At 46.2% G+C, this 23,251-nt stretch carries 20 protein-coding genes and 1 riboswitch; of the genes, 15 read left to right on the forward strand and 5 right to left on the reverse strand.

The features are described from left to right. Nucleotides 1–356 precede the first annotated feature (356 nt). The gene (locus tag SD450_RS01645; RefSeq protein ID WP_318342915.1) at nucleotides 357–1,364 is read left to right on the forward strand and encodes a glycoside hydrolase family 43 protein; all 1,008 of its coding nucleotides are present in this window, start codon (nucleotides 357–359) and stop codon (nucleotides 1,362–1,364) included. Nucleotides 1,365–1,449: 85 nt separating this feature from the next. Here the strand turns inward: SD450_RS01645 and SD450_RS01650 are convergent, their stop codons facing one another. From SD450_RS01650 to SD450_RS01660, 3 genes are all read right to left on the reverse strand, one after another. Next, nucleotides 1,450–2,466: an acyl-CoA dehydrogenase family protein gene (locus tag SD450_RS01650; protein WP_318342916.1), complete on the reverse strand. Its 1,017-nt coding sequence runs from the start codon at nucleotides 2,464–2,466 to the stop codon at nucleotides 1,450–1,452. Further along, nucleotides 2,453–3,052, reverse strand: a complete 600-nt coding sequence (gene pnuC, locus SD450_RS01655) for a nicotinamide riboside transporter PnuC (protein ID WP_318342917.1) — start codon at nucleotides 3,050–3,052, stop codon at nucleotides 2,453–2,455. The genes SD450_RS01650 and pnuC overlap by 14 nt, the downstream gene beginning before the upstream one ends. Nucleotides 3,053–3,113: 61 nt before the next feature. After that, nucleotides 3,114–3,225: riboswitch (TPP riboswitch) on the reverse strand. 145 nt (nucleotides 3,226–3,370) lie between these two features. Then, the gene (locus tag SD450_RS01660; RefSeq protein ID WP_318342918.1) at nucleotides 3,371–4,186 is read right to left on the reverse strand and encodes a helix-turn-helix domain-containing protein; all 816 of its coding nucleotides are present in this window, start codon (nucleotides 4,184–4,186) and stop codon (nucleotides 3,371–3,373) included. Between the two features lie 379 nt (nucleotides 4,187–4,565). On the opposite strand from SD450_RS01660, the gene SD450_RS01665 reads away from it, so the two are divergent. The 11 genes from SD450_RS01665 (at nucleotide 4,566) to SD450_RS01715 (ending at nucleotide 14,666) form a co-directional block, all read left to right on the forward strand. Further along, nucleotides 4,566–6,257 (forward strand): GMC family oxidoreductase, encoded by a 1,692-nt coding sequence (locus SD450_RS01665; protein WP_318342919.1) that lies wholly within the window; start codon nucleotides 4,566–4,568, stop codon nucleotides 6,255–6,257. Between the two features lie 14 nt (nucleotides 6,258–6,271). After that, a complete protein-coding gene (locus SD450_RS01670) occupies nucleotides 6,272–7,351 on the forward strand; it encodes a Gfo/Idh/MocA family protein (RefSeq protein ID WP_318342920.1) in 1,080 nt (359 codons plus the stop codon). A gap of 16 nt (nucleotides 7,352–7,367) precedes the next feature. Beyond that, the gene (locus SD450_RS01675; RefSeq protein ID WP_318342921.1) at nucleotides 7,368–7,919 is read left to right on the forward strand and encodes a gluconate 2-dehydrogenase subunit 3 family protein; all 552 of its coding nucleotides are present in this window, start codon (nucleotides 7,368–7,370) and stop codon (nucleotides 7,917–7,919) included. After that, nucleotides 7,919–8,626: a galactosamine-6-phosphate isomerase gene (locus tag SD450_RS01680; protein ID WP_318342922.1), complete on the forward strand. Its 708-nt coding sequence runs from the start codon at nucleotides 7,919–7,921 to the stop codon at nucleotides 8,624–8,626. The genes SD450_RS01675 and SD450_RS01680 overlap by 1 nt, the downstream gene beginning before the upstream one ends. A 109-nt stretch (nucleotides 8,627–8,735) precedes the next feature. Beyond that, a complete protein-coding gene (locus SD450_RS01685) occupies nucleotides 8,736–9,125 on the forward strand; it encodes a DUF1398 domain-containing protein (protein ID WP_318342923.1) in 390 nt (129 codons plus the stop codon). Nucleotides 9,126–9,259: 134 nt separating this feature from the next. After that, the gene (locus SD450_RS01690) at nucleotides 9,260–10,057 is read left to right on the forward strand and encodes a LuxR C-terminal-related transcriptional regulator (RefSeq protein WP_318342924.1); all 798 of its coding nucleotides are present in this window, start codon (nucleotides 9,260–9,262) and stop codon (nucleotides 10,055–10,057) included. Between the two features lie 281 nt (nucleotides 10,058–10,338). Next, entirely contained in the window at nucleotides 10,339–11,475 is a 1,137-nt protein-coding gene (locus SD450_RS01695) for a hypothetical protein (RefSeq protein ID WP_318342925.1), read from the forward strand. Between the two features lie 6 nt (nucleotides 11,476–11,481). Continuing rightward, entirely contained in the window at nucleotides 11,482–12,417 is a 936-nt protein-coding gene (locus SD450_RS01700; protein WP_318342926.1) for a toxin-antitoxin system YwqK family antitoxin, read from the forward strand. 22 nt (nucleotides 12,418–12,439) lie between these two features. After that, nucleotides 12,440–13,015 (forward strand): hypothetical protein, encoded by a 576-nt coding sequence (locus SD450_RS01705; RefSeq protein WP_318342927.1) that lies wholly within the window; start codon nucleotides 12,440–12,442, stop codon nucleotides 13,013–13,015. Nucleotides 13,016–13,041: 26 nt separating this feature from the next. After that, a complete protein-coding gene (locus SD450_RS01710; protein ID WP_318342928.1) occupies nucleotides 13,042–13,935 on the forward strand; it encodes a formylglycine-generating enzyme family protein in 894 nt (297 codons plus the stop codon). Nucleotides 13,936–13,949: 14 nt separating this feature from the next. Beyond that, complete coding sequence (locus SD450_RS01715; protein ID WP_318342929.1) at nucleotides 13,950–14,666, forward strand: formylglycine-generating enzyme family protein; 717 nt, start codon at nucleotides 13,950–13,952, stop codon at nucleotides 14,664–14,666. An 11-nt stretch (nucleotides 14,667–14,677) separates the two neighbouring features. Here the strand turns inward: SD450_RS01715 and SD450_RS01720 are convergent, their stop codons facing one another. Both SD450_RS01720 and SD450_RS01725 read right to left on the reverse strand, forming a co-directional pair. Continuing rightward, nucleotides 14,678–15,364 (reverse strand): TrkA family potassium uptake protein, encoded by a 687-nt coding sequence (locus SD450_RS01720; RefSeq protein WP_318342930.1) that lies wholly within the window; start codon nucleotides 15,362–15,364, stop codon nucleotides 14,678–14,680. A gap of 10 nt (nucleotides 15,365–15,374) precedes the next feature. Continuing rightward, nucleotides 15,375–17,123 (reverse strand): TrkH family potassium uptake protein, encoded by a 1,749-nt coding sequence (locus SD450_RS01725; protein WP_318342931.1) that lies wholly within the window; start codon nucleotides 17,121–17,123, stop codon nucleotides 15,375–15,377. A gap of 231 nt (nucleotides 17,124–17,354) precedes the next feature. Here SD450_RS01725 and SD450_RS01730 point away from each other — a divergent pair, with 231 nt between their 5' ends. The 3 genes from SD450_RS01730 to SD450_RS01740 all read left to right on the forward strand — a co-directional run bounded on the left by SD450_RS01730 (nucleotide 17,355) and on the right by SD450_RS01740 (nucleotide 23,251). Beyond that, nucleotides 17,355–17,951 carry a Crp/Fnr family transcriptional regulator gene (locus SD450_RS01730; protein WP_318342932.1) on the forward strand — a complete coding sequence of 199 codons (597 nt, stop codon included), beginning with the start codon at nucleotides 17,355–17,357 and terminating at the stop codon, nucleotides 17,949–17,951. A gap of 532 nt (nucleotides 17,952–18,483) precedes the next feature. After that, nucleotides 18,484–19,038 (forward strand): DUF4347 domain-containing protein, encoded by a 555-nt coding sequence (locus tag SD450_RS01735; protein WP_318342933.1) that lies wholly within the window; start codon nucleotides 18,484–18,486, stop codon nucleotides 19,036–19,038. Nucleotides 19,039–19,045: 7 nt separating this feature from the next. Beyond that, a complete protein-coding gene (locus tag SD450_RS01740; protein ID WP_318342934.1) occupies nucleotides 19,046–23,251 on the forward strand; it encodes a T9SS type B sorting domain-containing protein in 4,206 nt (1,401 codons plus the stop codon).

A 23,251-nucleotide genomic window follows, 5' to 3' on the forward strand; every position in this document is an offset into this window, starting at 1 on the left:
TCTGGACCACTACTACTGTACGAGGAAATTTTGACCATTGATCGGATATATTCTTATCATCTTTTTTAATGACCTAACAGTTGCCTTTTATCCGGAAAAAACCTCGGTGGACATCGACCGACAAAGGAGGGTTAGGTGCAAGGAAAGCCCCAAATTTATACTCTTGAAATCTTTTATCTGTTATCTTTTGATCGTTAGGACTTCACATCAAGTTCCGTTTCCTTTCTTTATAAAAAAGAGTCCATCCATGTAAAAAGAGTAACTTGATAATTATATTAGTTTTGTGAAGACCTGTTCAAGATTGAGGCATCCATTGCTGCAATAAGGTGGTGGGCCATCAATTCAAAAAATATCTTATGAAGATCAAAATTCTCTTTTTAGCCGGCTGTACAATGTTCGGTGGACGGACATTTGCACAAGAAACAAAGCAAGAACAGCATAACAACCCCATTTTTGAAGGGTGGTATGCCGATCCCGAAGGAATTGTGTTCGGGGACACCTATTGGGTCTATCCTACCTATTCCGACGATTATGACAAACAACTCCATTTTGATGCCTTTTCGTCCAAGGACCTGGTACACTGGGATAAACATGAACGGATTTTGGATACCACCAATATCAAATGGTTGAGGCAGGCACTTTGGGCACCTTCCATTATAGAGAAAGACAATAAATATTATCTGTTCTTTGGGGCAAATGATATTCAGCGACCCGGCAGAGACGGTTATGACCCAGACAACGACATCAACCACTTCGGGGGCATTGGAGTGGCAATTTCCGATAGCCCAGGGGGTCCTTTTGAAGACTATTTGGGAAAACCGTTGATCTCGGATTTCCACAATAATGCCCAACCCATCGATCAATTTGTTTTTGAGGACAACGGCACTTACTATTTCTTTTATGGAGGTTGGAGCCATTGCAATCTGGGAAGGCTCAACGCCGACTTTACGGGTTTTGTGCCCTGGGAAGACGGTAGCCTGTTCAAGGAAATTACACCCGAAGGTTATGTGGAAGGTCCTTTCATGTTCAAGCGCAATGGAATCTACTATTTTATGTGGTCGGAAGGTGGCTGGACGAATGGAAGCTATAAAGTGGCCTACGCCATGGCAGACAAACCCACAGGGCCCTATAAGCGTATTGGTACCATCTTGCAATCCAAGGAAGGGGACATTGCCACTGGTGCCGGGCACCATTCCGTGATCAACAGGCCTGGAACGGATGAATGGATCATCGTTTACCACAGAAGACCGATACCTAACCTGGATCGTGACCATCGGGTCACGTGCATGGACAAAATGGAGTTCAATGCGGATGGCACCATCAAACCCGTGAAGATGACTTTTGAGGGAGTGGGCAACCCCTGAATCTATTCTCCCAAAAGACTGATTGACAAAGTAAACAGGGTTGGAAAGAGACTCTTTTCACTTATCATAAAAGAGAATTATACCTCTAACTTCTCCTACCCAATTCACTGAAAATATGATGCTGGGTGGCTGTAAAGTAATCCCTGAACGCTTGGTTCAGTGGATGGTTTTCAGTAGCTGCGCGTATGCCCAATTGGGGATAGACCGAGATAATTGCCCCCGAGAGTGACCTTACCGTATCGGAAGCTTCGCTATGTATTTCATTGATAAGGGATTGCGGCAGTTCCTCCCCTCTGTCAATCATCCGTTGTACCCGTTCAGCAAATTCCATCACTTGGTGATCGGTCTTGGTCACCAAGGCAAGCAATCTGTACAATGCCACGTCGGGACTTGCTATTTTTTTGGCCTCCTCCAATATATGCGCGGCCATACCGATATAATTGACCCATAGGGTCAGATCTGCAAAAACAGCAAACGGCACTTTGAAAATGTCATGGGGCAACATGGATTCGTCATACACAAAACCAAACTTTTCATGGATCCATTTGGATTTGATCACAAAGGAATGTGTTGCCGTTGCCTTCAGTCCCATCGTATTCCAATCCTGGATTATTTCAACATCTTCCCTTTTTACGACAAAAGACCGTACCAAAGGGATATTTTCTGCGGTAAGCACCTCTTCGCCTTTTTCCAGAATCTTGGCGTTCAAGGTAAAATGGGTAAGATAGGGTGCGCCGGTGGCATATTTCCATACTCCGGAGACCACATATCCATCGCCTAACTTTTCCGCAGTTCCAAATACACCCCCACTGCCCCCAAAACACACGGGTTCCCTTGGATCAGCAAAAATTTCTTTGGACGCCCCTTCCCGAAGGTTTCCTATAAAAAAATTGGCACCACTGCAAAGGGTGACCGTCCATCCCAAGCTTCCATCCATCTGGGCAAGGGACCGCAATTTCTCCAAACCTTCGGCCAACGTCATCTCCAATCCTCCGTAGGATTTCGGGACCCAAATGTTCCAAAGGTTTTCTTGGGCCATCCAATCCAATACCTCCTGTGGAAATTCCCTTTGCCCAAAACAGCGTTCCCTAAGCTTTTGCATATCCCTCATTTTCTTCTTGGTCCAAAATCTTTTTCCATCGGATATACCCCGATATGGCCACTATGAACAAGAATGTGGTCAACCCGGCATAGATATACAGTTCTTTGTAGATCAAGAGAGGTACGGATATGAGGTTGCTGATGTTCAGATAGATCCAATTCTCTATTTTTCGTTTGGCCATGAGCCACATCCCGGCCCAGGCAAAGGCACATACAACGGCATCCCAGTAGGGGACATCAGAGTCTGTGTACCACACCAACCAATAGACCATCAGCACAAAGCATCCTATTAGAATCCCGATGGCAATACCATGTTCTCTCCGTGTGGCAGATGAAATGCGGGTTTCTTGCTGTTGCTTGCCCATTTTCCAATAGAACCATCCATAGATGCTCATCACCAAATAATAGAGATTGAGCAAGATATCGGCATACAATCTGGACTGGTACAGCACCCAAATGCTGATCAATATGGCAATGATGCCAAAAAGATAGTTATGGACATTGTTCTGTCGGGCCAGAAGCACTTGTACCACGCCAAAGATTGTTCCAAGCCATTGCAATAAAGTCAATTGTGAAAAGAGTTCCATTTGTATTGGGTCATAAATGCATTCCAAAAATTCATGGGATACCCAACATGGAACAGAGGCCAAAACGGCCTTGCCAAATTCCCTACGCCAGCATTACCTGGATCAGGTGCGAAGTGGTCAACTTCAGGGTTTGATCTCAGCCCTGTTTTCACAGGACACCCCATTTGACCCCAAAGATATGGAATAGTTCCGACTCCAAAAAAATGTCCATCCCTTTTAAAAAATAACCCCTCCCCATTGTTTGTGGTTTTGTTCGATGCCTCGGACAGAAGGCCCATTGGTGAGATCTTTGAGTAAAAATAGAGCCAAACAGTTGGTTCATAACTTTTTATCCACTGTGTGATAAAGGTGTTTGTGCAAATGGCTTGCATCGGTGAATCCCCAATTCAGTGCCACAGCCTCTTGGGTGAGGTCCGAATTCTTCAATTGGGAAGCAGCACCCTTTATCCTGTATCGTAGCGCGAAATCAGAGAAAGTTGACCCCATGAGGTCCTTGAACAGGGCGGTAAACTTGGTGACCGACATATTACAGACCGATGCGGCCTCTTTGGTGGTGATCAATCGTCTTTCCTTGAAAATCAACCGAAGGGCACCTTGAATGGATGTTCGGGAGCCATAATCGGTCACAAGGCTCTGCGGTTCCCACTTTTCAATCAATGAAAGCATGGTCTGGAAGAAATAAAGCTTCGCCCAATCAGGATCATCATCTTCCGAAAATTGTATCTGTACCTTTTTGGCCAAACCTTTCATCTCCTGTTTTGAGCTGGACAATGTCCTTGGCCTTTCGGAGGGTGGAGCCATGAATGCCTTGGAAATATCCTTGTTCAGAAAATGGGATGTGGCCCCATATTTTGGGTCCACTACAAAAACGACCACTTCGCAGGGGGCCTCCAAAATCTCAAAACCATGTGGCTCCCACATATTGCAAAGCCAGATGTCCCCGGGTCCAATTTCCTCCTTGTGACCAAAGTATTCCCGGACCATTCTTCCTTCGACCACAACCCCCAGTTCCAGTTCATAATGCATATCGAACCAGCCTTCACCAACATCCTCATGCCTGTTCAGAAGCACCTGCACAGGTGTCTCCTCATCCAGTTCAAAGTAAAAGCGTTTTAAATCTGCCTCTTTGATCATTGTCCCATCACGATTTTACAAAAAATATGGGGTAATTTACAAAAAGAGTGTCGGATGAAACAACCACCTTTGGAAATCTGGCCATAATCCGCCGAACAAGAAATCCCTAATAAATAGAACAATATGTGAGGAACGAAAACCTAAAATTGTACAAAAGGTTTTATAACTTTAAGACTAAAGGAAACCTGTTGGGCATTTTGGCTGGAATATGTCAGTTCGAGTAATTTTTCTTTCGAAAAATTGTATCGAGAACCAAAATTTCAAGCTCAAAACCTATTCTCGATACAAAATTCCTCTGGAATTTCACTCGAATTGACGGTTTTGACTCAGGAAATCTTCAAAATGCAAAACGGAAATGGAAAACACAAACATATCTCCAATGGAAAACCAGTTTGATGCCATCGTGATCGGATCGGGCATATCCGGGGGTTGGGCGGCCAAAGAACTCTGCGAGCAGGGCCTCAAAACCCTGGTATTGGAACGGGGACGTGATGTAAGGCACATCAAGGACTACCCGACCATGACCATGGACCCTTGGGATTTTGCCCATGGCGGCAGGATGACCAAGGAGTTCTACCAAGAAAATCCCCTGACCACCAAAGCTTCCGGGTTTGGGGAGGACACGGCCCATTTTTTCATCAAAGATGCCGATCACCCCTACATCCAAAAAAAACCGTTCGATTGGATCAGGGGCTATCAAGTGGGCGGTAAATCACTCATCTGGGGGCGTGCCTGCCAGCGTTGGAGCGATTATGAGTTCAAGGCGCCCCAAAAATATGGCTACGGGATAGCGTGGCCCATTGGTTATGATGATATTGCACCTTGGTATTCCCATGTGGAAAAATTCATAGGGGTCTGTGGCAACAAGGACGGCATCGAAGCCATGCCCGATGGCGAATTTCTTCCCCCTTTCGAGCTGAACTGTGTGGAAGAACATATGAAGGATGTTCTTGAAAAACAGTTTCCCGGTAGATACTTGGCGCAAGGCCGATGGGCCCACATTAGTGAGCCGGAACAGATACACTTGGACCAAGGTCGGAGCAAATGCCAATGCCGAAACAAGTGTATGCGGGGCTGCCCCTTTGGAGGATATTTCAGTTCCAACGCGTCCACTTTGCCCTGGGCGGAAAAAACCGGAAACCTGACCATTCGTCCCTTTTCCGTAGTACACTCCATCATCTATGATGATGCTTCCGGAAAAGCTTCAGGGGTCAAGGTCATCGACACGAACACCAAAGAAGAGATTATCTATAATGCACGTATCATATTTGTCAATGCATCTGCGCTCAATTCCAACCTGATCTTGCTCAATTCAAGATCGGAACGCTTTCCAAACGGCTTGGGCAATGACCATGACCTATTGGGGAGGTATGTTGGCTTCCATAATTATAGGGCCAGTGCTGGCGGAAAAATCAGTGGATACGAGGATAAATATTATTACGGATCAAGACCTTCGGAATGTATCATCGCCAATTATCGCAACCTCAAGGAACAGGATACCGACTTTGTAGGCGGTTATACCATTTTTACAGGAGGTTATCGAAACAGGACCGAAGAAGTGCCTGAAAATGTCCCTCAACTTGGAGCCGACTTTAAACATCGGATCAGTAAGCCTGGCGATTGGCGCATCTATATGTACATGCAGGGCGAGACCATTCCCAAGGCTTCCAACAGGGTATATCTTAGCCCTGACAAGACGGATAATTGGGGCATTCCCCTTTTGGTGACCGATGTAGGCTATGACGAAAACGATGACAAAATGGTCAACGATTTTTTGACTGAAAGCCAAAGAATGCTGGAACAAATGGGTTGTACGGACATCGAAACCTTGGACAACAAACAGGCCCCGGGCCTCGACATCCACGAAATGGGCGGTGTACGGATGGGCAAAGACCCACAAACCTCCCTTTTGAACGAGCATAACCAATTGCATGCCTGCAAGAATGTCTTTGTCACGGATGGTGCCTGCATGACCAGTACAGGGAACCAAAGCCCTTCCATCCTGTACATGGCACTTACGGCCCGCGCGGCCACTTATGCCGTGGCACAACTCAAAAATGGAATTTTATAATAAAAAATGCAACAATGGACAAGAAAGTAGGGATCGGACTCGTAGGTTCACAATTCATATCGAGCATACACGCAGACGCATTGGGCCGGGTGGCCGATGCCGAAATTTTGGCGGTCATGTCCCCCACCGAAGGGAATGCCAAGAACTTTGCGGAAAAATTCAATATCCCCAACCACTTTACCGATCTGGACCAGATGCTGGCCATGCCGGAAATTGACATGGTGGTCATCGGGGCACCCAATTATCTTCATTGCGAGATCACACTGAAAATTGCAAAAGCGGGCAAGCATGTCGTGGTCGAAAAGCCACTATGCATGAACTTTAAGGAAGCCGACCTTATGATCGATGCGTGCAAACAGGCCAATGTGAAGCTCATGTATGCCGAAGAACTGTGCTTTGCCCCAAAATACGTTCGCATGAAGGCACTTTTGGATGAAGGTGCCCTGGGAAAACCTGTACTCTTCAAACAATCCGAAAAGCACGATGGGCCACATGCCGATCATTTCTGGGACGTGGAACGGTCCGGTGGCGGGGTCACTATGGACATGGGCTGCCATGCCATCCAATTTTTTCGTTGGCTACACCCCGGAAAGGCCATCAAATCGGTATATGCGCAAATGATGACCAGTGTCCATACGGATAAAACCAAGGGAGAGGACAATGCCATCATCATTTTGGAATTTGAGGACGGCGTGGTGGCCATGATGGAGGAAAGCTGGACCAAACTGGGCGGCATGGACGACAAAGCGGAGATACATGGATTGGAGGGTGTCGCCTACGCCGATTTGCTCCAAGGCAGTTCCATACAGACCTATAGCAACAAAGGGGTCGGCTACGCAGTGGAAAAAGCAGGAAACACCATTGGATGGAGCTACACCATGTATGAGGAAAGTTGGAATTATGGCTTTCCCCAAGAGTTTGAACACTTTGTGGATTGCGTCAAAAACGACAAACAACCCTTGGTGACCGGGGAGGACGGCAGGGCCGTTCTAGAGGTCATTTTTGCAGCTTACGAATCGGCTGGTTCTGGGAAAAAAGTGGAACTGCCCTTCAAGACCGAAGCGGACAAACCTTATAAATTATGGAAGCAGTAGTTATAAAGACCAAACCATGGAAAGAAGAGAAGCTTTAAAACTAACGACCATTGCGCTGGGCAGCAGTATCATCGGAGCCGAACTATTCTTATCGGGCTGTTCCGCTCCTCCCAAAAAAAGAGCGCAACTGATCACGGATACCGATGTACCATTATTGGATGAAATTGGCGAGACCATTCTCCCGGACACTGACCAATCGCCCGGTGCCAAGGCGGCCCATGTCGGGACATTCATCAAAACCATGGTGAACGATTGTTATGATCTTGATGAGACTTCCATCTTCATCAACGGACTCGAAACCATAACCGAAAAATCCGAAGAAACATACGGAAAAACGTTTCTTGACCTGACCCAGGAACAAAAGTTGGAACTGTTGATCCAATTTAATGATGAGGCAAGAAATTACCGATTATCAGACAAACCACATTTCTTTGGCATGCTGAAAGAACTCACTTTGTGGGGGTATTTCTCCTCCGAACCCGGCGCCACGAAAGCACTTCGATACAACCCTGTCCCCGGCAGGTTTGAAGGCTGTATTCCGTATAATGGTGAAAATGCTTGGGCGTAATGAACATACACACTTTTGACCATTATGGGCAAATGAGTGCCCATGCCGCCAAGATCATCATGGATGAATTGGCACAAAAAAAAGACCTTGAACTCTGCACCGCAACGGGCAATTCACCCACAGGAACCTATCAGCTATTGGCAGATGCCTTTGTGGACGACCCCAAACTTTTTGAGGGGCTGCATGTTCTAAAATTGGATGAATGGGGAGGACTCCCAGCAGACCATCCAAGTTCCTGTGAACGTTATCTGCAAGAGCAGCTGCTCCATCCCCTCAAAATAAGCAACGATCGCTACACAGGTTTTGTTCCCAACCCCAAAGACCCAGAAGCCGAATGTGCCCGGATTCAAAAACTTATCGAAAAAAAAGAAGAGATAGATCTATGTATTCTGGGCTTGGGAAAAAACGGACATATCGGTTTCAATGAACCTGCCGATGCGCTCCAACCTTTTTGCCATGTTGCCGAACTGTCGGAGGAATCCAAAGCGCACGGCATGGTAAGCGAACTGCCACAAAGACCCAAATATGGAATGACGCTGGGAATGCAAAATATCCTATCTGCAAAAAGAATCATCCTATTGATCTGTGGAAACGGAAAGAAAGAAGCAACCGCCATGCTCCTAAAAGGAAAAATAACTCCCCAGTTTCCCGTAACTTTTTTATGGCTGCACCCCAATGTGGATTGTTTGTGGGTGAAAGAAAACTAGGGCTAAGTCTCTTTGGTATTGTCCTTCCCGTCTTTACCATTTTGATGTTTGCTGCAATCGATTTTCCATTACATTTACAGAAACCACACAAACCATACAACAAAGGACTATGTTTACAATAGAGCAAATCAAGGCCGCGCATGGCAAAGTAAAGTCAGGTGCGGATTTTCCAGCTTACATACAGGAAATCAAAACTCTGGGGGTCACCCAATATGAAACCTATGTGGCTGATGGACATGTTGACTATCACGGGACCAATGGACATACCATCAAGGCACCTGCCAAATACGAGACCATAGCCATTGCGGATGCGTGCAACAGGGAACAGTTCCTGATTGAGTTGAAAGAGCATCAAAAAGGGAATACGGACTATCCCACTTTTATAGCTATGAGTGCCGAAATGGGCATCGAGAAATGGGCGATATCCATGAAAAAAATGACCTGCACGTATTACGATAAAAAAGGAAAGGAGATACTGGTCGAGGAAATTCCCCAGTAGTACCATATTCGGACATACCTATCCATAGTAGAGGCTTCCAAAAATTTGCAGTTTTTATTCTATATTACATACTAAAACCCAATCATTTTCTGTTCTTTTAGGGAACGGATAGAGCCAATTTTACCCATAAAGGCATGAAAACCAACCATGAAGTCGTTGTGGACATTTGGAAGTCGCACAGTAATTATTTGGCCAAAAAATCGGTGGAACTCAAAACCATCAACATTGTTGATTACATGGCCAACCTTTTTTGTCCAGGCCCCTATTACTATTACATCATTGACTCCCCTACCCTGACGCTGGACCTTGTCAGTGAATCTACGAAGGACTTGTTGGGCATCGAGTCGAAGGATCTTACCCTGGACAGGTTCATCGATCTGATACACCCCGACGACCTTGATTTTTTTATGCGGTGCGAAGATGTGGTGGCCCACTTTCTAAAAAACTGCATCAGCCCGGACAAAATGGTCAACTACAAGATTACCTATAGCCTTCGGGAAAGAGTGGCCAACGGCAACTACAGATTGTTCCTGATGCAGACCATTACCTTGAGTACCACAGAAAATGGTGCACTGTTGAAGGTTTTCGGTACCCATACCGATATCAGCCACATCACCTCCGTTGGCAATCGAAAGCTGTCCCTCATCGGTCTGAACGGGGAGCCATCCTTCCTTGAAATCGATGTGTTCGAAGATGGGGTTTTCGAGAATTTTGTACCCTTTGATTATGAAATGCAGAGCCCTTCCTTCACCAAAAGGGAACTGGAAGTGATACGGTTACTGGCAAAGGGGAACTCCACCGATGAAATTTCCAAGGAACTGAACATCTCCATCCAAACGGTCTTTACCCACCGTAAAAACATTCTGCGCAAGTCCACGGCAAAGAATACTTCCGAATTGGTCGCAGAATGCATCCGAAAAGGATACATCTAGACATAAAATATTCATTTTTAGCGTTATATAAGAGATGTAGATCTAAAATACCCAAAATTGGGTATTGCGGTCAACGGTCATACAGGGCTATTTTTGTGATAAACCTGAATCTTCACCTAAAAAAACTTGATCATGGAACAAGTTATTCTCTCCCTTTCCAGTTCAATTTCATTCAGTAGAAATAAACATATACCATGAAACGGGTCAAAGAACAAATCCGGCCCAATTCGCTCTAGGAAAGTGCAGATACCAACACCAAAAGACCAACCAAAACCAACATCATGATACAGAAAATATGGAAAAACTTTAAGCTTACCCTTGTCCTTTTTAGTACCGGAGCCATTCTCTTATGGGTCATTGAAGGGTATGACAGCATGGAATCCGCCATTGTGGAATACTGGTGGATGCTCCTCGTGTTGCCATTTGTACTGCGCTTCTACAACTGGTTCACCAACCTTAAGCAAAAAGCGTTCGATTACGGTGCCGACACCTCTGGGGCACAAGCAGAACGGAGCGCTTCCAGAAAGGACACCAAGAACAATGCTTCCGAGCAACGATATGCTGAAATGTTGGCAAGTGCCACCTATTCGAAAGCGGAGGCGGAAAACATCAGAAACCGTAAAAACTATGAAAGCCTTGCCCTGCAAAAAAGTATCTCGGAGGCGAGCGACAATTATACCATACCGCTCCACCGCTATGTAAGCGGGCTTCCCGGTCCCAATCTGTTGAGGCCTTCCGAGTTGAAGCAACAGTTCACAGTGGCCCAGATCAAGGATGGGATTCTGGAATTCCATCATTCCAGTCCACAGGAGCATGAAAAAAACACTCCTTTGAAAAACAAGTTCAGTCAAATCCCATTGGCCTCCATATTGGAACTTGAGGTGGTGGACCTGGCTGAGGGCAGGGAGCTCAAAAGAGTCGGTGCCGATGTGGGTCGAAGGATGGCCCAGACCATTGTGAGCGCAGCATCTCAGACCGGTGGCGCAAAAGTGGGCAAGGCTAATGTGGATGCTTCAAAATTGATTATTCACTATGTGAACGAAGACGGTATTGTAATGCCGGCAACCTTTGTTTACAATTCCAACAGCAAGTTTGGGGTCAAGGCCATGGAAAATATCCGGTTGCTGAACAAGACATTGAAGAACTACTCCTTTTTGGGACGAATCCAATGGAACTCCGAAGTAGTGGAAAATATCGATGCAACCACAGAAATATCCGAAGATATAAACGAGAACGAAGGGGACACCTTCGAAATTTCAGAAATGACCGCTTTGCTGGGCGACATGAACAAGGTGCTCAAGTGGGCCAATATGCTCTCGCCCCATGACAGTGCGGTGGTAACGGCCACATTGAGTGCCGAAATGCTGGCCGGGGTCATACAAAATCCTTCGGTGAAATTGACCAAAACCATACAATAAAATCCTATGCGAAAATTATTGTCATTTATAGGCCTGACGCTCCTCTCCGCACTGGCCTTTGCACAAAAAGACACCCTGATCTACTATCCCAATGGAAAGATCATGGAAAGGGCCCAAAAGGCCAATGGAAACTTACATGGCACCTATATTAGATACTTCGAGAACGGGATAATCAGCATCCAAGGATCTTACGAAAATGGGAAACAGTCCGGGGAATGGACCCAAAATTACCAGGATGGCAACATTGGCCGAAAAATACGTTTCGAGAACGGACAGACCACCTATCTCCAAGAGTATCGATATGGAAAAGTGGTACAGGAAGGATCGGTCCTTAACGATAAAAAACACGGGGAATGGAAACTATACTTTATAACGGAAGACTATTTATTCAAAAACGGTCCTCCCAAGACCCGCGTCATCGAGCACTATAAAAATGATGCCCTGCATGGCGAGCACAAAGAATTCCATGAAGATGGCAGTGTTTCCAGAATCACTGATTACAATGAAGGGAAAATCACCAAAGACAGATCATTTTGGGCAAACGGTCAAGTAATCTCCGATTGCACTTATGTGAACGGCGAATTGCACGGGCAATGCATCTCCTATGAGGAAGATGGTTCCGTTTGGCTGGAAAACAACTATGTAAATGGGAAAAACCATGGCCCCTATAAAAGATACAAGTGGAGTAGACTGAAAGAAGAAGGCCATTATGAGAATGGACTCAAGCATGGATTTTGGAGATCTTATGAAAATGGTCATGCACCAAAAACGGTGACTGCCGAGGGCAACTATGTTAAGGGCCAAAAAGAGGGCCGCTGGAAAGAAGATCGTTTGCTCACCGGAAACTATGCCATTGGGGAATATAGAGATGGTAAGCCTGTTGGGGAATGGAAACTCTATAAATGGGACAATGACGAATATGTGAAATCAGAGTTTCATTGATCTTAGCCTAAAACAAGTCCATATGTCAATAAAACAGGATTTTAAAGCCCTAGTTATGGCTCCAAAATCCATTATCTTTTTTCTACTATTGTCCCAACTCTGCCTCTCTCAAGAGAAAACGGGCAAAACGCCAACATCTGGTGAACAATTTGTTCTATGTGAAAAATTCCGCGACGATAACTTTTCTGGATTGATTGACAAGGCCCGACAGTATGGCTACGAACTCTATGACATCTACGATTGCATTACTTGCGATGGAGCATGGCGCACCAATGCCGACCTTATAAAATACAGGGCTTCTTTACCAACAGCTAGAAGTGATATAATGTCATTGGCACGGTATTATATAAAAATACACAACGACCCCGAAGCTCTTACCCGCATTTTCAACACCGTAGTGGATAATCCTGGGCAGCCTCGGGGCACTTTGTTGGATTGGGTTGATTTTTATTCGAGTAATCCGAGATTATCTTTAAATGATGTTGAAGAAATGAAAGCCTACGAAGAGGTCATCCGACACTTTGGTGGTAAACGGGAGACAGAATTAACGGCAGAGGAACGGCAGAACTATCAAAAGAGAAATTGTAAAGAGCAATGAGGTTATATCATTTCATAATAGGATGTTTGTTTTTTTGTACATTACATGCACAGGAAGAAACTTTTCTGGACGACTTTGTGGAAATCAAAGCGGATGGCCATCATTTCTATATCTACAAATATGTCATCAGTGCAGGGGAATACAATCAGTCCTTAAAATTATGGGATGAAGCCTCGCCCCAAGAATTGTCCGTTGAAGAAGCCAACCTGCCCGCCTTGATCACCAAGGAAGAAGCCGAAAGGTATTTAGCCGACATTTCAGATAGTTACTACATCCCTTTTCGACTGCCCACCGAAACCGAATGGGAATTGGCCGCCAAAGGAACAGCCACTCCCAAAAGAGCAAAGGAACTCCGTTGTGTGAGTTGTTCATCACCCAATGACCATGGATTGTTCGGCATGTTGGGCAACGTTTGGGAATGGACCTCCACTCCTGAAACCGAAAAAGATGAACGCTACTTTATCATCAAAGGGGGTGACTTTCAGGAACCGCCCAAAAGTCTATCCCCAAAATCAAGGTTTGCCGTGAGCAAGGACATGGGAGATATGAACATCGGCTTTAGACCTGTGGCCAATGCCCGGGATTTTGAGACCATAGTGCGTATCAATAGGGCCAATACACTTGTCAAAACACTGTTGCCCAACGAGGACATCACCATTTACCTGCACGATATGCAAATTGGGGAATTTTCCATGGGGTTTGGGGACACACCACCTGAAAGTTTTCCAATCACAGTGGACCAGGATACCCATGAAATCATCTTTTGTTGTATGCAAAATATGGAATTTGAACAAGAGGGCGCCCTGGAAACGGAAAGAATCACCTACATCGGCCTTCCCTTTGGTTTTGATCTCTCCCGGCTTTCCTTGGCCAAGGAGTTGGAACAACTTGTAAAACATATCATGGAACCCCTAAAATAAGCTATACCACTATCATGGACACCTGTAAAAAACTGTTGATTTTTCTATTCATTTTGCCAATGGCTTTGCATGCCCAGAACAACCTACCTGTGGATATGGTACATGTTCAAGGAGGTCCCTATGGGATTCAGACCTATGACAGCATTTCCAACACGACCAAAACCTATCTGTCCCATGACATCCCAAGCTTTTATATGAGCAATACAGAAGTCAGTGTCCAAGATTTCAAGCAATTCTGCAAGGAGACCGACCGCAAGATGCCACCAGAACCTGATTGGGGCTGGGGAGACCCCAAACTGCCGGTGGTGAACGTCACCTATTCCGATGCGCTCCAGTATTGTGCCTGGCTCACGGAAAAATATGGGCTTCCCTTTACATTGCCCACGGTCGGACAATGGGAATACGCTGCCCGGGCCGGAAACTTCGACACAGACGACTATGTGTACCATGAGGAACTACCCAACCCATATGTGGTCCACATCGGCAACAGCAAGGAGAAGCCGAATTGTATTACCTGTATGCAGCCCAATGAAATAGGGTTGTATGCCATGTGCGGAAATGTTTGGGAGTGGACGCTGAAGGAATTGGAAAACCGATGGGGGCCTTCCGTAATGGGTGGCAGTTTTTTTGAAGATGCCGACAATGTCAAAGTATATTCACGAAAAGAGTTCTCCCAAAGCCTTCGAAGACAGGACATTGGGTTCAGGGTCGTGGTAAATACAAATCAATAGACAACAAAGGATCAATCATCCTTCAAAAATTTTTTTATGTCCTTATTGGCTCCATAGACCACTAGGATATCGTCCTTGTTCAGCATACTATCAGGATGTGCCACGCCCTTCACTTTTGTCACATAACGAACTTTACCGATCAGGGCTTTTTCCTGTGTGCTTGCAATGGTAGTCAACACCAATAAATTATACCCCTCCCTGATATTGCTTTCCCTTATGGTCTTCCCATGGAGGCGTGTGGGAACACTGACCTCCACAATGCTGTAGTCATCGTTCAGTTCAAAGGAGTCGACCACGCCTTTGAGACATAATTTCTTGGCCCAACGCTCGGCCGATTCTTCCTCGGGATGTACAATTTCGTCCACTCCTATGGCATGCAGCACCTTCTCATGGAGTTCATCAATGGATCTGCTGATCAATCTTTTCACCTGCAAATTCTTAAAAAGGGCAGTCACCATCACGTTGGTCCCCTTGTCTTCCCCTATCGCCACCACCACAATATCGGTATCCTTCAAGGGCAGTCCGGAAACAGTGAACTCATCCGTGGCATCCATGCAAATGGTATGCGAAATGCGCTCTTTGTAGTTATCCACCTTGTCCATGTTCGTGTCTATCCCAATGACCTCATTTCCCTGCTCTGTCAATTTTTCGGCCAAAGATGCCCCAAAACTGCCCAAACCGACTATAATGTATTTCATGTGCTGTGTTTTAATTTATGGTAAGTTCCTCCACAGGATATTTGTATTGTTTTTGCTTGACTTTTTTGAACACCGCTATCAACAGCGTGAGCATACTGACCCTTCCGATGAACATAATGGCGATGATGACAAACTTGCTGGCAGCGCTCAACTGCGCCGTGATCCCCAAACTGAGTCCAACGGTGCTGTAGGCCGAAAAACATTCAAAGGCAATGTCCAACAGTTTTTTGTCGCCATCAAAGATGGAAATCAGGATAATGCCCGATCCGATGACCAACAAGGACAAAGATATGACGGCAAAGGCACGCCTCACCGATATTTCGGAAATCTCCCTTCGGAAAATCTCGATCTTCGATTTTCCCTTGGCGAGGCTCAAAAAGTTGAGCGTGGCAATGGCAAAGGTATTGGTTTTGATTCCCCCGCCCGTGGAGGCCGGCGATGCCCCGACCCACATCAACAGAAAGATCATCATCACGGTGGAGAAATCCAAGGCCGTCATGTCCACATTGTTGAAACCTGCCGTTCGCGGGGTCGCCGCCCCGAAGAGGGCCGTCACTATCTTCCCGACCCCTCTGTGCTCCGCCAAGGTGTTGTCGTATTCGTTGAAATAGAACATAATGGTACCCAAAACGGTCAACGTGGCCGTGGTGACAAGCGTGATACGACTGTTCAGGTTCAGTACCCAAGGCTTGTATTTCTGTTCGTGTCCCGCCAGGTAGAACAGTTTCCTAAGGACAAAATACTTGAGATATTTTAGAATGTTGACCACGATGGGAAAACCGAGTCCCCCCAACACAAAAGCCAATAAGATGATCCCTTGAAGGGGATAATTGAAGCGGAACCCCGTTTCGTAAAGGCTGTTGGGCAAGGTAGAAAACCCTGCATTGCAGAAAGCGGATACCGCATGGAACGCCGAGAAAAAGAAACGCTCAAAAAATGAGTTGAAGTAGGCTTTGTCCAAACTCAAATAAATCAGCAAGGCAGCTACCAATTCTATGGAAAATGTGATGACAAGGATACGTTTGAGCGTCGAGAACACTTCTCCCAACTTATTGCTTCCCGTCATGTCGCCCAGGGTCAATTGGTTCTCATAAGAAGCCCCTCCCTTAAAAAAATAACTGAAATAGCTGGCCACGGTCAATATGCCGATACCTCCGGCCTGAATGAGAAACAAGATAATGGATTGTCCGAATGTGGTAAAATAGCTTCCGGTGTCCACAACGATAAGGCCGGTGACGCAGACCGCGCTCGTGGATGTGAAAAGGGCATCCAAAAAGGAAATACCGTCCTGTGTCGCGTTGGGCAACATCAACAACAGGGCACCTATGAATATGATACCCAGAAAACTGGCGATAAAGAGCTGCGCCGGGTTGAGGATGGTACGTTTGTAATTGATATCCTGCTCGGAAAACTCCCGGATGAAGGTAAGAATGATAGCAAATTTCACCCAATTATCGCTGTAAAGGAACGAAATATGCTGATGGGCCCTTTCCCCCAAAAAATGGGCATAGAGTATCACAAGGGTGGCCAAAATGGTGACCGCGTCAAAAATGATGACGGAACGCTTCATCCCTTTTTGGCGTTCCAGATAACGAACGACCGTGGACACAATGCCCAGACCCACCACAAAAAAATAGACCGTATTGAACACCTCCTGCACCTGCCGGGGCTTATCGAAGCCAAAATCGGCAATAAAGAGCAATATCCCGAAAATACTGGTATAGAAGGTGACCTGAAAAAAGACCTTGGAGTATTTCAAATCAAAAAAATTATTTTTTCCGATTTTCTAAAATGGGACCGCAAACCATCCCCTTTGAAGCAGTAAATGTATGGATAAAGTGATAGAAACTGGTGCAACACTCCACTTTTTGATGCCCCAAACGAAAAAAGGGCCTAATTTTCATCTATAGTGGCCAATACAAACCCTAGGTCAGATGTATATGTTATTTTTGTAAAACAATTTATCCAAACAAGAAACCCGACCATTTTCATGTCAACCAACCAAAACATCGAGAAAAACCTCTTCATCATACTTTACCTGAATTCCATTTATCCACTCAGTCCCAGCCTCAAGGCCTTTTTGATCCAGAGGATAAAGAGCTGTTCCTTTGCCAAGAATGAGATCATCAGCAAGGAAGGAGAAATCTGTAACAGGCTGTATGTCATCAAACAGGGCATGGTAAGGGGCTACTTTATGAGCGGATCTACGGAAATAACGACATGGATCGACGCCGAAAATGAAATCTTCACCTCCATAACCGGGTTTTTCAGGAACGAGAAGAGCCGCGAATACATCCAAAGCCTTGAGGATACGTATTGTGACTATTTGGAATATGAGGACTATAAATACTGTCTGGATAATTTCACCGAAATGCGGCAGATCAACAGGATCATGCTGGAAGAATACTACATTCTTGCCGAGCACAGGGTGTATTTGGCGAGGATACCCAATGCACAGAAGCGGCTCATTTATTTCATGGAGAACACTAACCCGAAAATTATCAATAGAATCCCCAGAAAATATTTGGCCTCTTTTTTGGCGATGAGGCCAGAGACCTTATCAAGGTTGATGAAAGAAAAATTCTGATGTACACACCCACTTCCAACACATAGGTTAATTCCGACAAAAGCTTGTTTTTGAACAACCATCAACAAACTTTCACCACTTTGTCAAACCCTCTCAAAACCTTCACTCCCAGCCTTTCTTACTTACTATCGCACGTATTGTTGTAAGAAAATGAAGCAAAATTGATATTTATCAATTTCGCGAACAATTCCATAAAATAAGAATATCCACTCGCCGTTTCTTAGCTTTAGAATAAGAAAAATTGTACAATTTCAGATGGTGTGTCTGTGGGAAAACAGTAGGACCATCACAACAAAAGAAATGAATCCAAAAAGTTTTCGCTTCATGACATAAAGTTACCCTAAAGCACCCCCGGAAAAATCCATTCAAGTATGTATTGGAGTCCTGGACACCTCAAATAAGGAAGAAAGGACAACAAAGTGAACCGCCTCTATTTTGCTGGCCTGACCCTCCTTTGCCCAATCCCAAACCACTTGAAACCCAAAAATCGAATTGACTTTTTAATCATTGTAAAACCAAAATCAATAAATCAATGAAAAATCCATTTTACAGGAAAACCTTTACCATCTTCCTCCTCCTATGCACCATCATGGTCAGCGGAGCCATTGCACAATCCAATGACCTGGTGGTCATGATCGACTCCAAGTATTACCAAAAACAGCAAGTACTGGACAATTTGCCCTTGGGCACCGCCGTATTTGAGATTGACATGCAAGGAAACCCGTGGCAACAAATCCGTGGGTATATGGAACAAAACCGTTCCACGATGGCCATCCACCTTTTTGCGAATGCCAGTTACAATGCACTCCAATTGGGGAACACCACCTACGCTTTGGATGAGGTGGAACAAGAACTTGAGCTCCCCATGCTGGAGGGACTCTACCAAGGAAACAACATTCAGCTTTTGATCTACGATTGCAACTTGGGTTCCAATCCAGAGGGACTTTCGCTCCTGAAAAAAATCAGTGAAAGGGCATACTTCAACATTGCGGTGCCGACCCATTGTAATTCAATTTTTGGAGGCGACCTGGTATTTGACCATACCACAATGAACCAAACCACAAGCAATTCAATTTTTATTAGATAGCATAACCATGAAACAAATCTCAACAAACTTATTTTCATTTGTATTGTTGTTCCTATTATGCGGGACAGCAATGGCCCAAACGGTGGACATGACCGTAAAGCAGGGACCCAATGTGGATGTCATGGTAACCGTGGGTGCGGCCAACCTGGACCTTTCCACCTTTGAACAGGACCTGGAACAGGCCATGCACCTCAAAGGCATTCCTTTGGGCAAACTAAGGGTAGAAGCTTTCCAAAGAAGTTCCATATCCTCGGATCAAGCCGATGCCAGCGACATTTTCAACAGTTGGAACGTCATGGACTTTAACGGGGCCGAACCACCCAATCCCCACAACTACCTGAGTGGAACCGGGTCTGGCACATATACTGGCCCTTACTTTTCATTTGATTCGGCCACCAATCGGATTTTGGCAGATCCCGTGGCAAGGAATACAGGAAATTCCGGAGTTGCCATGTATGACCCTACAGGAGATGTGGCCGATGGAACCATTTCCGCCACTTTTGGACTTTCAGGAGATCCATACCAGCATGCCGAGGTCGGATTTATCTTTAGAAAAATAGACAACAATAATTTCTATGCATACCTCATAGACAACCACACCGCTTGTGGTAACCTAACAGGATACGGCGCGGAGGGCACACCGGCAGAGGCCATCTTGATGCGCAAAAATGGGGTGACCTCCATTTTGGCGGTGAACGCCACTGGCGGCACAACAGGAAAACCAGCTAGCTGGAACACCAATAGGGGTGATATGTTCGGGCCTTTCTACAATGGCCAGAGCATCGACTTTAAAATAGAAATGAGTGGCGACAACATCAAAGTATCGCGTAGGGGTGGTGGAGGAAACGCTGGAACCGATTGGGTACAGGCTTTTGACATCACCGATACCAACTTCTCATCCGGAAGCTATGGTTTCTATGTGCATGAGCAACAAAATGCCTATTTCAAGGATATCGAAATAGAAAAATTGGAGCTCCGAGCCTTCAAGGATGTGCTACGTGAACCACAGTGGAGGAACAGCGCCCTTAGGTTCAACGTAAACCTTGATGATGCCGAAGTGGCCGATTTTGATGTGGACACCGATCTTTCCGAGATATTGATGCGTACCATCAATGAGGACATCCATTATATTGGCTGGGGAACCAATGCCAACCAGGCCCAGTTCGATCGTTTTATAGCCCAGAACAACAGCCAGGGAACCTTTGTCAACAGGAGCAATGGCAGTTGGTCATCGTGGATAGATGACATAGCCCAATACATCTATGAGCAATATCAATTTGGCACCGTCACCGCAGGTGAATTTTTCATAGCGGGCACTTCTGTGGAAATTGACGTAGATCCAGCCCAGTTGAAAAACAATACCGCCAATGCCAGCTACCCAAGCGGGCGATGGAAAATAACCCATGATGAGACCCATTTCGCCAACAACACAGGTAAAGTTTCCTGGAATGGCCTTTATTTGGAGGATGTGCCCGAGTTTTACGAAAAAACCGGAAAATATACCTTCACCTTTGAAGACCTGCCCACTGCGCCCACAACACTGTACTTTCACCGTAAGCCCGTGGCCAGTTTTACCTATAGCGGTGATACCGGGTTCATAAACGACACGTCCTACGATTTGGACGGAGGTGCCAACAATGGGATAGCCCAGACCGAATGGCAATGGAAATCTGTGGATGCAGCCTCGACCAACGATTGGAACACAGGTATGTTTGACAAGAATGCCGTTCCCGAAGGCCAATACTTGGTCATGCTGAGGGTACAGGACCACCAAGGAACCTGGAGCAAGCCATCCAGTATCTACGTGGAGAAAACATCAGGTTCAGGGGGGACCGAGGACCTGCCCATTGCACAGTTCAACATCCTCCCCGACATGCTCAACACCTATTCCGGGAACATGGCCATTGCCGTTGAGGACAACTCCGTGGACCCCTACGGAAGGACCTTGTCCACACAGGAATGGATCGTGACACAACGCACCTATGATTCCGAAGGGAACCCGACCAACACGCAGATTTACAGTGGCGGGACCCCCATGACCGATTTCTCGGTCTACAATAACAAATCAGCCGATTACATTATCAGCCTAAGGACGCAGACCGATTCAGGCGTATGGTCACTTCCATTTTACCGCACATTGACCATTGTTGACGACAACATCGCTCCAACAGTAACGGCCAACCCATCCAACGGAGACCTAGATACGACCGATGACATTCTTCTCGTGTTCCAAGATGAAAATGGGGGCAGTGGCTTCGACGTACAACGCTTTGCCAAAGTACAGAGTGCCACACCACCCGCAACAGGCAATGCCGCCTGGACCTCGTGGAGCAACAGTCAATCCAAAACGACCTCGTTCGCTTCTGGCGGATCGGGCTGGTACATCCATGCCGAGGTAAAGGACAATGCCGGAAATGTCGGAACAACAAGTTTTGGACCTTACAATGTCACCTTGGTGGTCAGTGCAGATGATGACCTTGCCATCTTGGACGAGGATACCACATCCAACCCCATAGATGTACTGTTCAATGATGTGTATGACACTGCATTCACTCCAACGGTCACCATAACCGTGCAGGGAACAAAAGGGAATGCCGTAGTGAACGGAAGCAACCAAGTGGTCTATACACCTAATGCAAATGCAAATGGTACGGACACCGTCACATACGAACTGGATGACCAGGGGCAAAAAGTAACAGCCAATATCACCCTGTCCATTCTGCCAAAGGATGACTTGCCCGTTTCCAATGCAGATTCGTTCAATCTGGATGAAAATGGGATCCTCAGTGAAGATGTCTCCACCAATGATGTAGAGATTGATGGCGATGACCTGGTCTACTATCTTATCGATGGGCCTTCCCACGCCGCTTCCTTCACCTTCAATCCAGATGGGACCTTTACCTATGAGCATGACGGAAGCGAAACCACATCCGATAGTTTTACCTACAATTTTGAGGATGCCGTATCATTTTCCCAGACCGTGACCGTTACATTGACCATCAACCCAGTGAACGATGCTCCAGAAGGTGGAAACATTACTGTGGAGATAATACAGGATTTGGGATATGCCTTTTCAGTGGGAGATTTTACCTTCAACGATGTGGATTCAGGTGATGGATTTAATGGGATACAGATCATTTCCCTTCCCGCCAAAGGCACATTCACCTATAATGGAAATCCAGTTTCCCTCAATGACATGATCGATGACATTGCCCTTCTGGCCTATACCACTGAAGAAGGTGAATATGGTGAAAACTATGCCTCTTTTTCGTTCAAGGTGAAGGATGGTTCCGATGCATTGAGCAATGACACCTATTCCGCAACCATTACAGCCGCACAGGATACCGATGGTGATGGGACACCCGATGATGAGGATGGGGACGATGACAACGATGGCACTCCCGATGATGAGGACGACTTCCCGAAAGATCCTTCAGAGGATACCGATACCGATGGTGATGGGACAGGCGACAATGCCGATGACGATGATGACAACGATGGCACTCCCGACGATGAGGACGACTTCCCGAAAGACCCCTCCGAGGATACCGATACCGATGGTGACGGTACTGGGGACAACGCCGATGACGACGATGACAATGATGGGGTGACCGATACCGACACCGATGGTGACGGAACGGGCGACAATGCCGATGACGATGACGACAACGACGGTATTCCCGATGATCAGGATGACTTCCCCACCGATGCCAATGAAGACACTGATACAGATGGTGATGGTATTGGCAATAATTCTGATACCGATGATGATGGCGACGGATATTCCGATGAGGTGGAAGAGGCCGAAGGAACCGACCCGAAGGACCCCAATAGCAACCCATTTGATACCGACGGCGATGGTATTCCGGACAGCATGGACGACGATGATGACAACGATGGTGTTCCGGACGGCGACGATTCCTTCCCGACCAGCGATGAACCCAAGCTCGTACCCGCACAGGCCTTCACCCCCAACGGAGACGGGAACAACGATGCATGGGTCATCCCGGGCATAGACAACTACCCAAATAACAGGGTATCCGTCTACAACCGCTGGGGACATGAGGTCTTTGCCACAAGGTCATACAAAAATGACTGGGAAGGCTTCTATAAGAGCCGAAGTGAAAAACTTCCCGCAGGTTCCTATCTCTACATCATCGATCTGGGAGATGGCAATGCACCGTTGCAGGGCTGGATCTTCATCAACTACTAA

Source organism: Flagellimonas baculiformis, from assembly GCF_033441575.1.
GTDB lineage: Bacteria > Bacteroidota > Bacteroidia > Flavobacteriales > Flavobacteriaceae > Flagellimonas > Flagellimonas baculiformis.

Bases quoted from the DNA above. Each gene is read 5' to 3' on its own strand.
- SD450_RS01705 (WP_318342927.1), top strand. From the start codon at position 12,440: ATGTCAATAAAACAGGATTTTAAAGCCCTAGTTATGGCTCCAAAATCC.
- SD450_RS01645 (WP_318342915.1), top strand. From the start codon at position 357: ATGAAGATCAAAATTCTCTTTTTAGCCGGCTGTACAATGTTCGGTGGA.
- SD450_RS01690 (WP_318342924.1), top strand. From the start codon at position 9,260: ATGAAAACCAACCATGAAGTCGTTGTGGACATTTGGAAGTCGCACAGT.
- SD450_RS01720 (WP_318342930.1), bottom strand. From the start codon at position 15,364: ATGAAATACATTATAGTCGGTTTGGGCAGTTTTGGGGCATCTTTGGCC.
- SD450_RS01675 (WP_318342921.1), top strand. From the start codon at position 7,368: ATGGAAAGAAGAGAAGCTTTAAAACTAACGACCATTGCGCTGGGCAGC.
- SD450_RS01695 (WP_318342925.1), top strand. From the start codon at position 10,339: ATGATACAGAAAATATGGAAAAACTTTAAGCTTACCCTTGTCCTTTTT.
- SD450_RS01730 (WP_318342932.1), top strand. From the start codon at position 17,355: ATGTCAACCAACCAAAACATCGAGAAAAACCTCTTCATCATACTTTAC.
- SD450_RS01715 (WP_318342929.1), top strand. From the start codon at position 13,950: ATGGACACCTGTAAAAAACTGTTGATTTTTCTATTCATTTTGCCAATG.
- SD450_RS01650 (WP_318342916.1), bottom strand. From the start codon at position 2,466: ATGCAAAAGCTTAGGGAACGCTGTTTTGGGCAAAGGGAATTTCCACAG.
- SD450_RS01665 (WP_318342919.1), top strand. From the start codon at position 4,566: ATGGAAAACCAGTTTGATGCCATCGTGATCGGATCGGGCATATCCGGG.
- SD450_RS01735 (WP_318342933.1), top strand. From the start codon at position 18,484: ATGAAAAATCCATTTTACAGGAAAACCTTTACCATCTTCCTCCTCCTA.
- SD450_RS01685 (WP_318342923.1), top strand. From the start codon at position 8,736: ATGTTTACAATAGAGCAAATCAAGGCCGCGCATGGCAAAGTAAAGTCA.
- SD450_RS01660 (WP_318342918.1), bottom strand. From the start codon at position 4,186: ATGATCAAAGAGGCAGATTTAAAACGCTTTTACTTTGAACTGGATGAG.
- SD450_RS01740 (WP_318342934.1), top strand. From the start codon at position 19,046: ATGAAACAAATCTCAACAAACTTATTTTCATTTGTATTGTTGTTCCTA.
- pnuC (WP_318342917.1), bottom strand. From the start codon at position 3,052: ATGGAACTCTTTTCACAATTGACTTTATTGCAATGGCTTGGAACAATC.
- SD450_RS01680 (WP_318342922.1), top strand. From the start codon at position 7,919: ATGAACATACACACTTTTGACCATTATGGGCAAATGAGTGCCCATGCC.
- SD450_RS01700 (WP_318342926.1), top strand. From the start codon at position 11,482: ATGCGAAAATTATTGTCATTTATAGGCCTGACGCTCCTCTCCGCACTG.
- SD450_RS01670 (WP_318342920.1), top strand. From the start codon at position 6,272: ATGGACAAGAAAGTAGGGATCGGACTCGTAGGTTCACAATTCATATCG.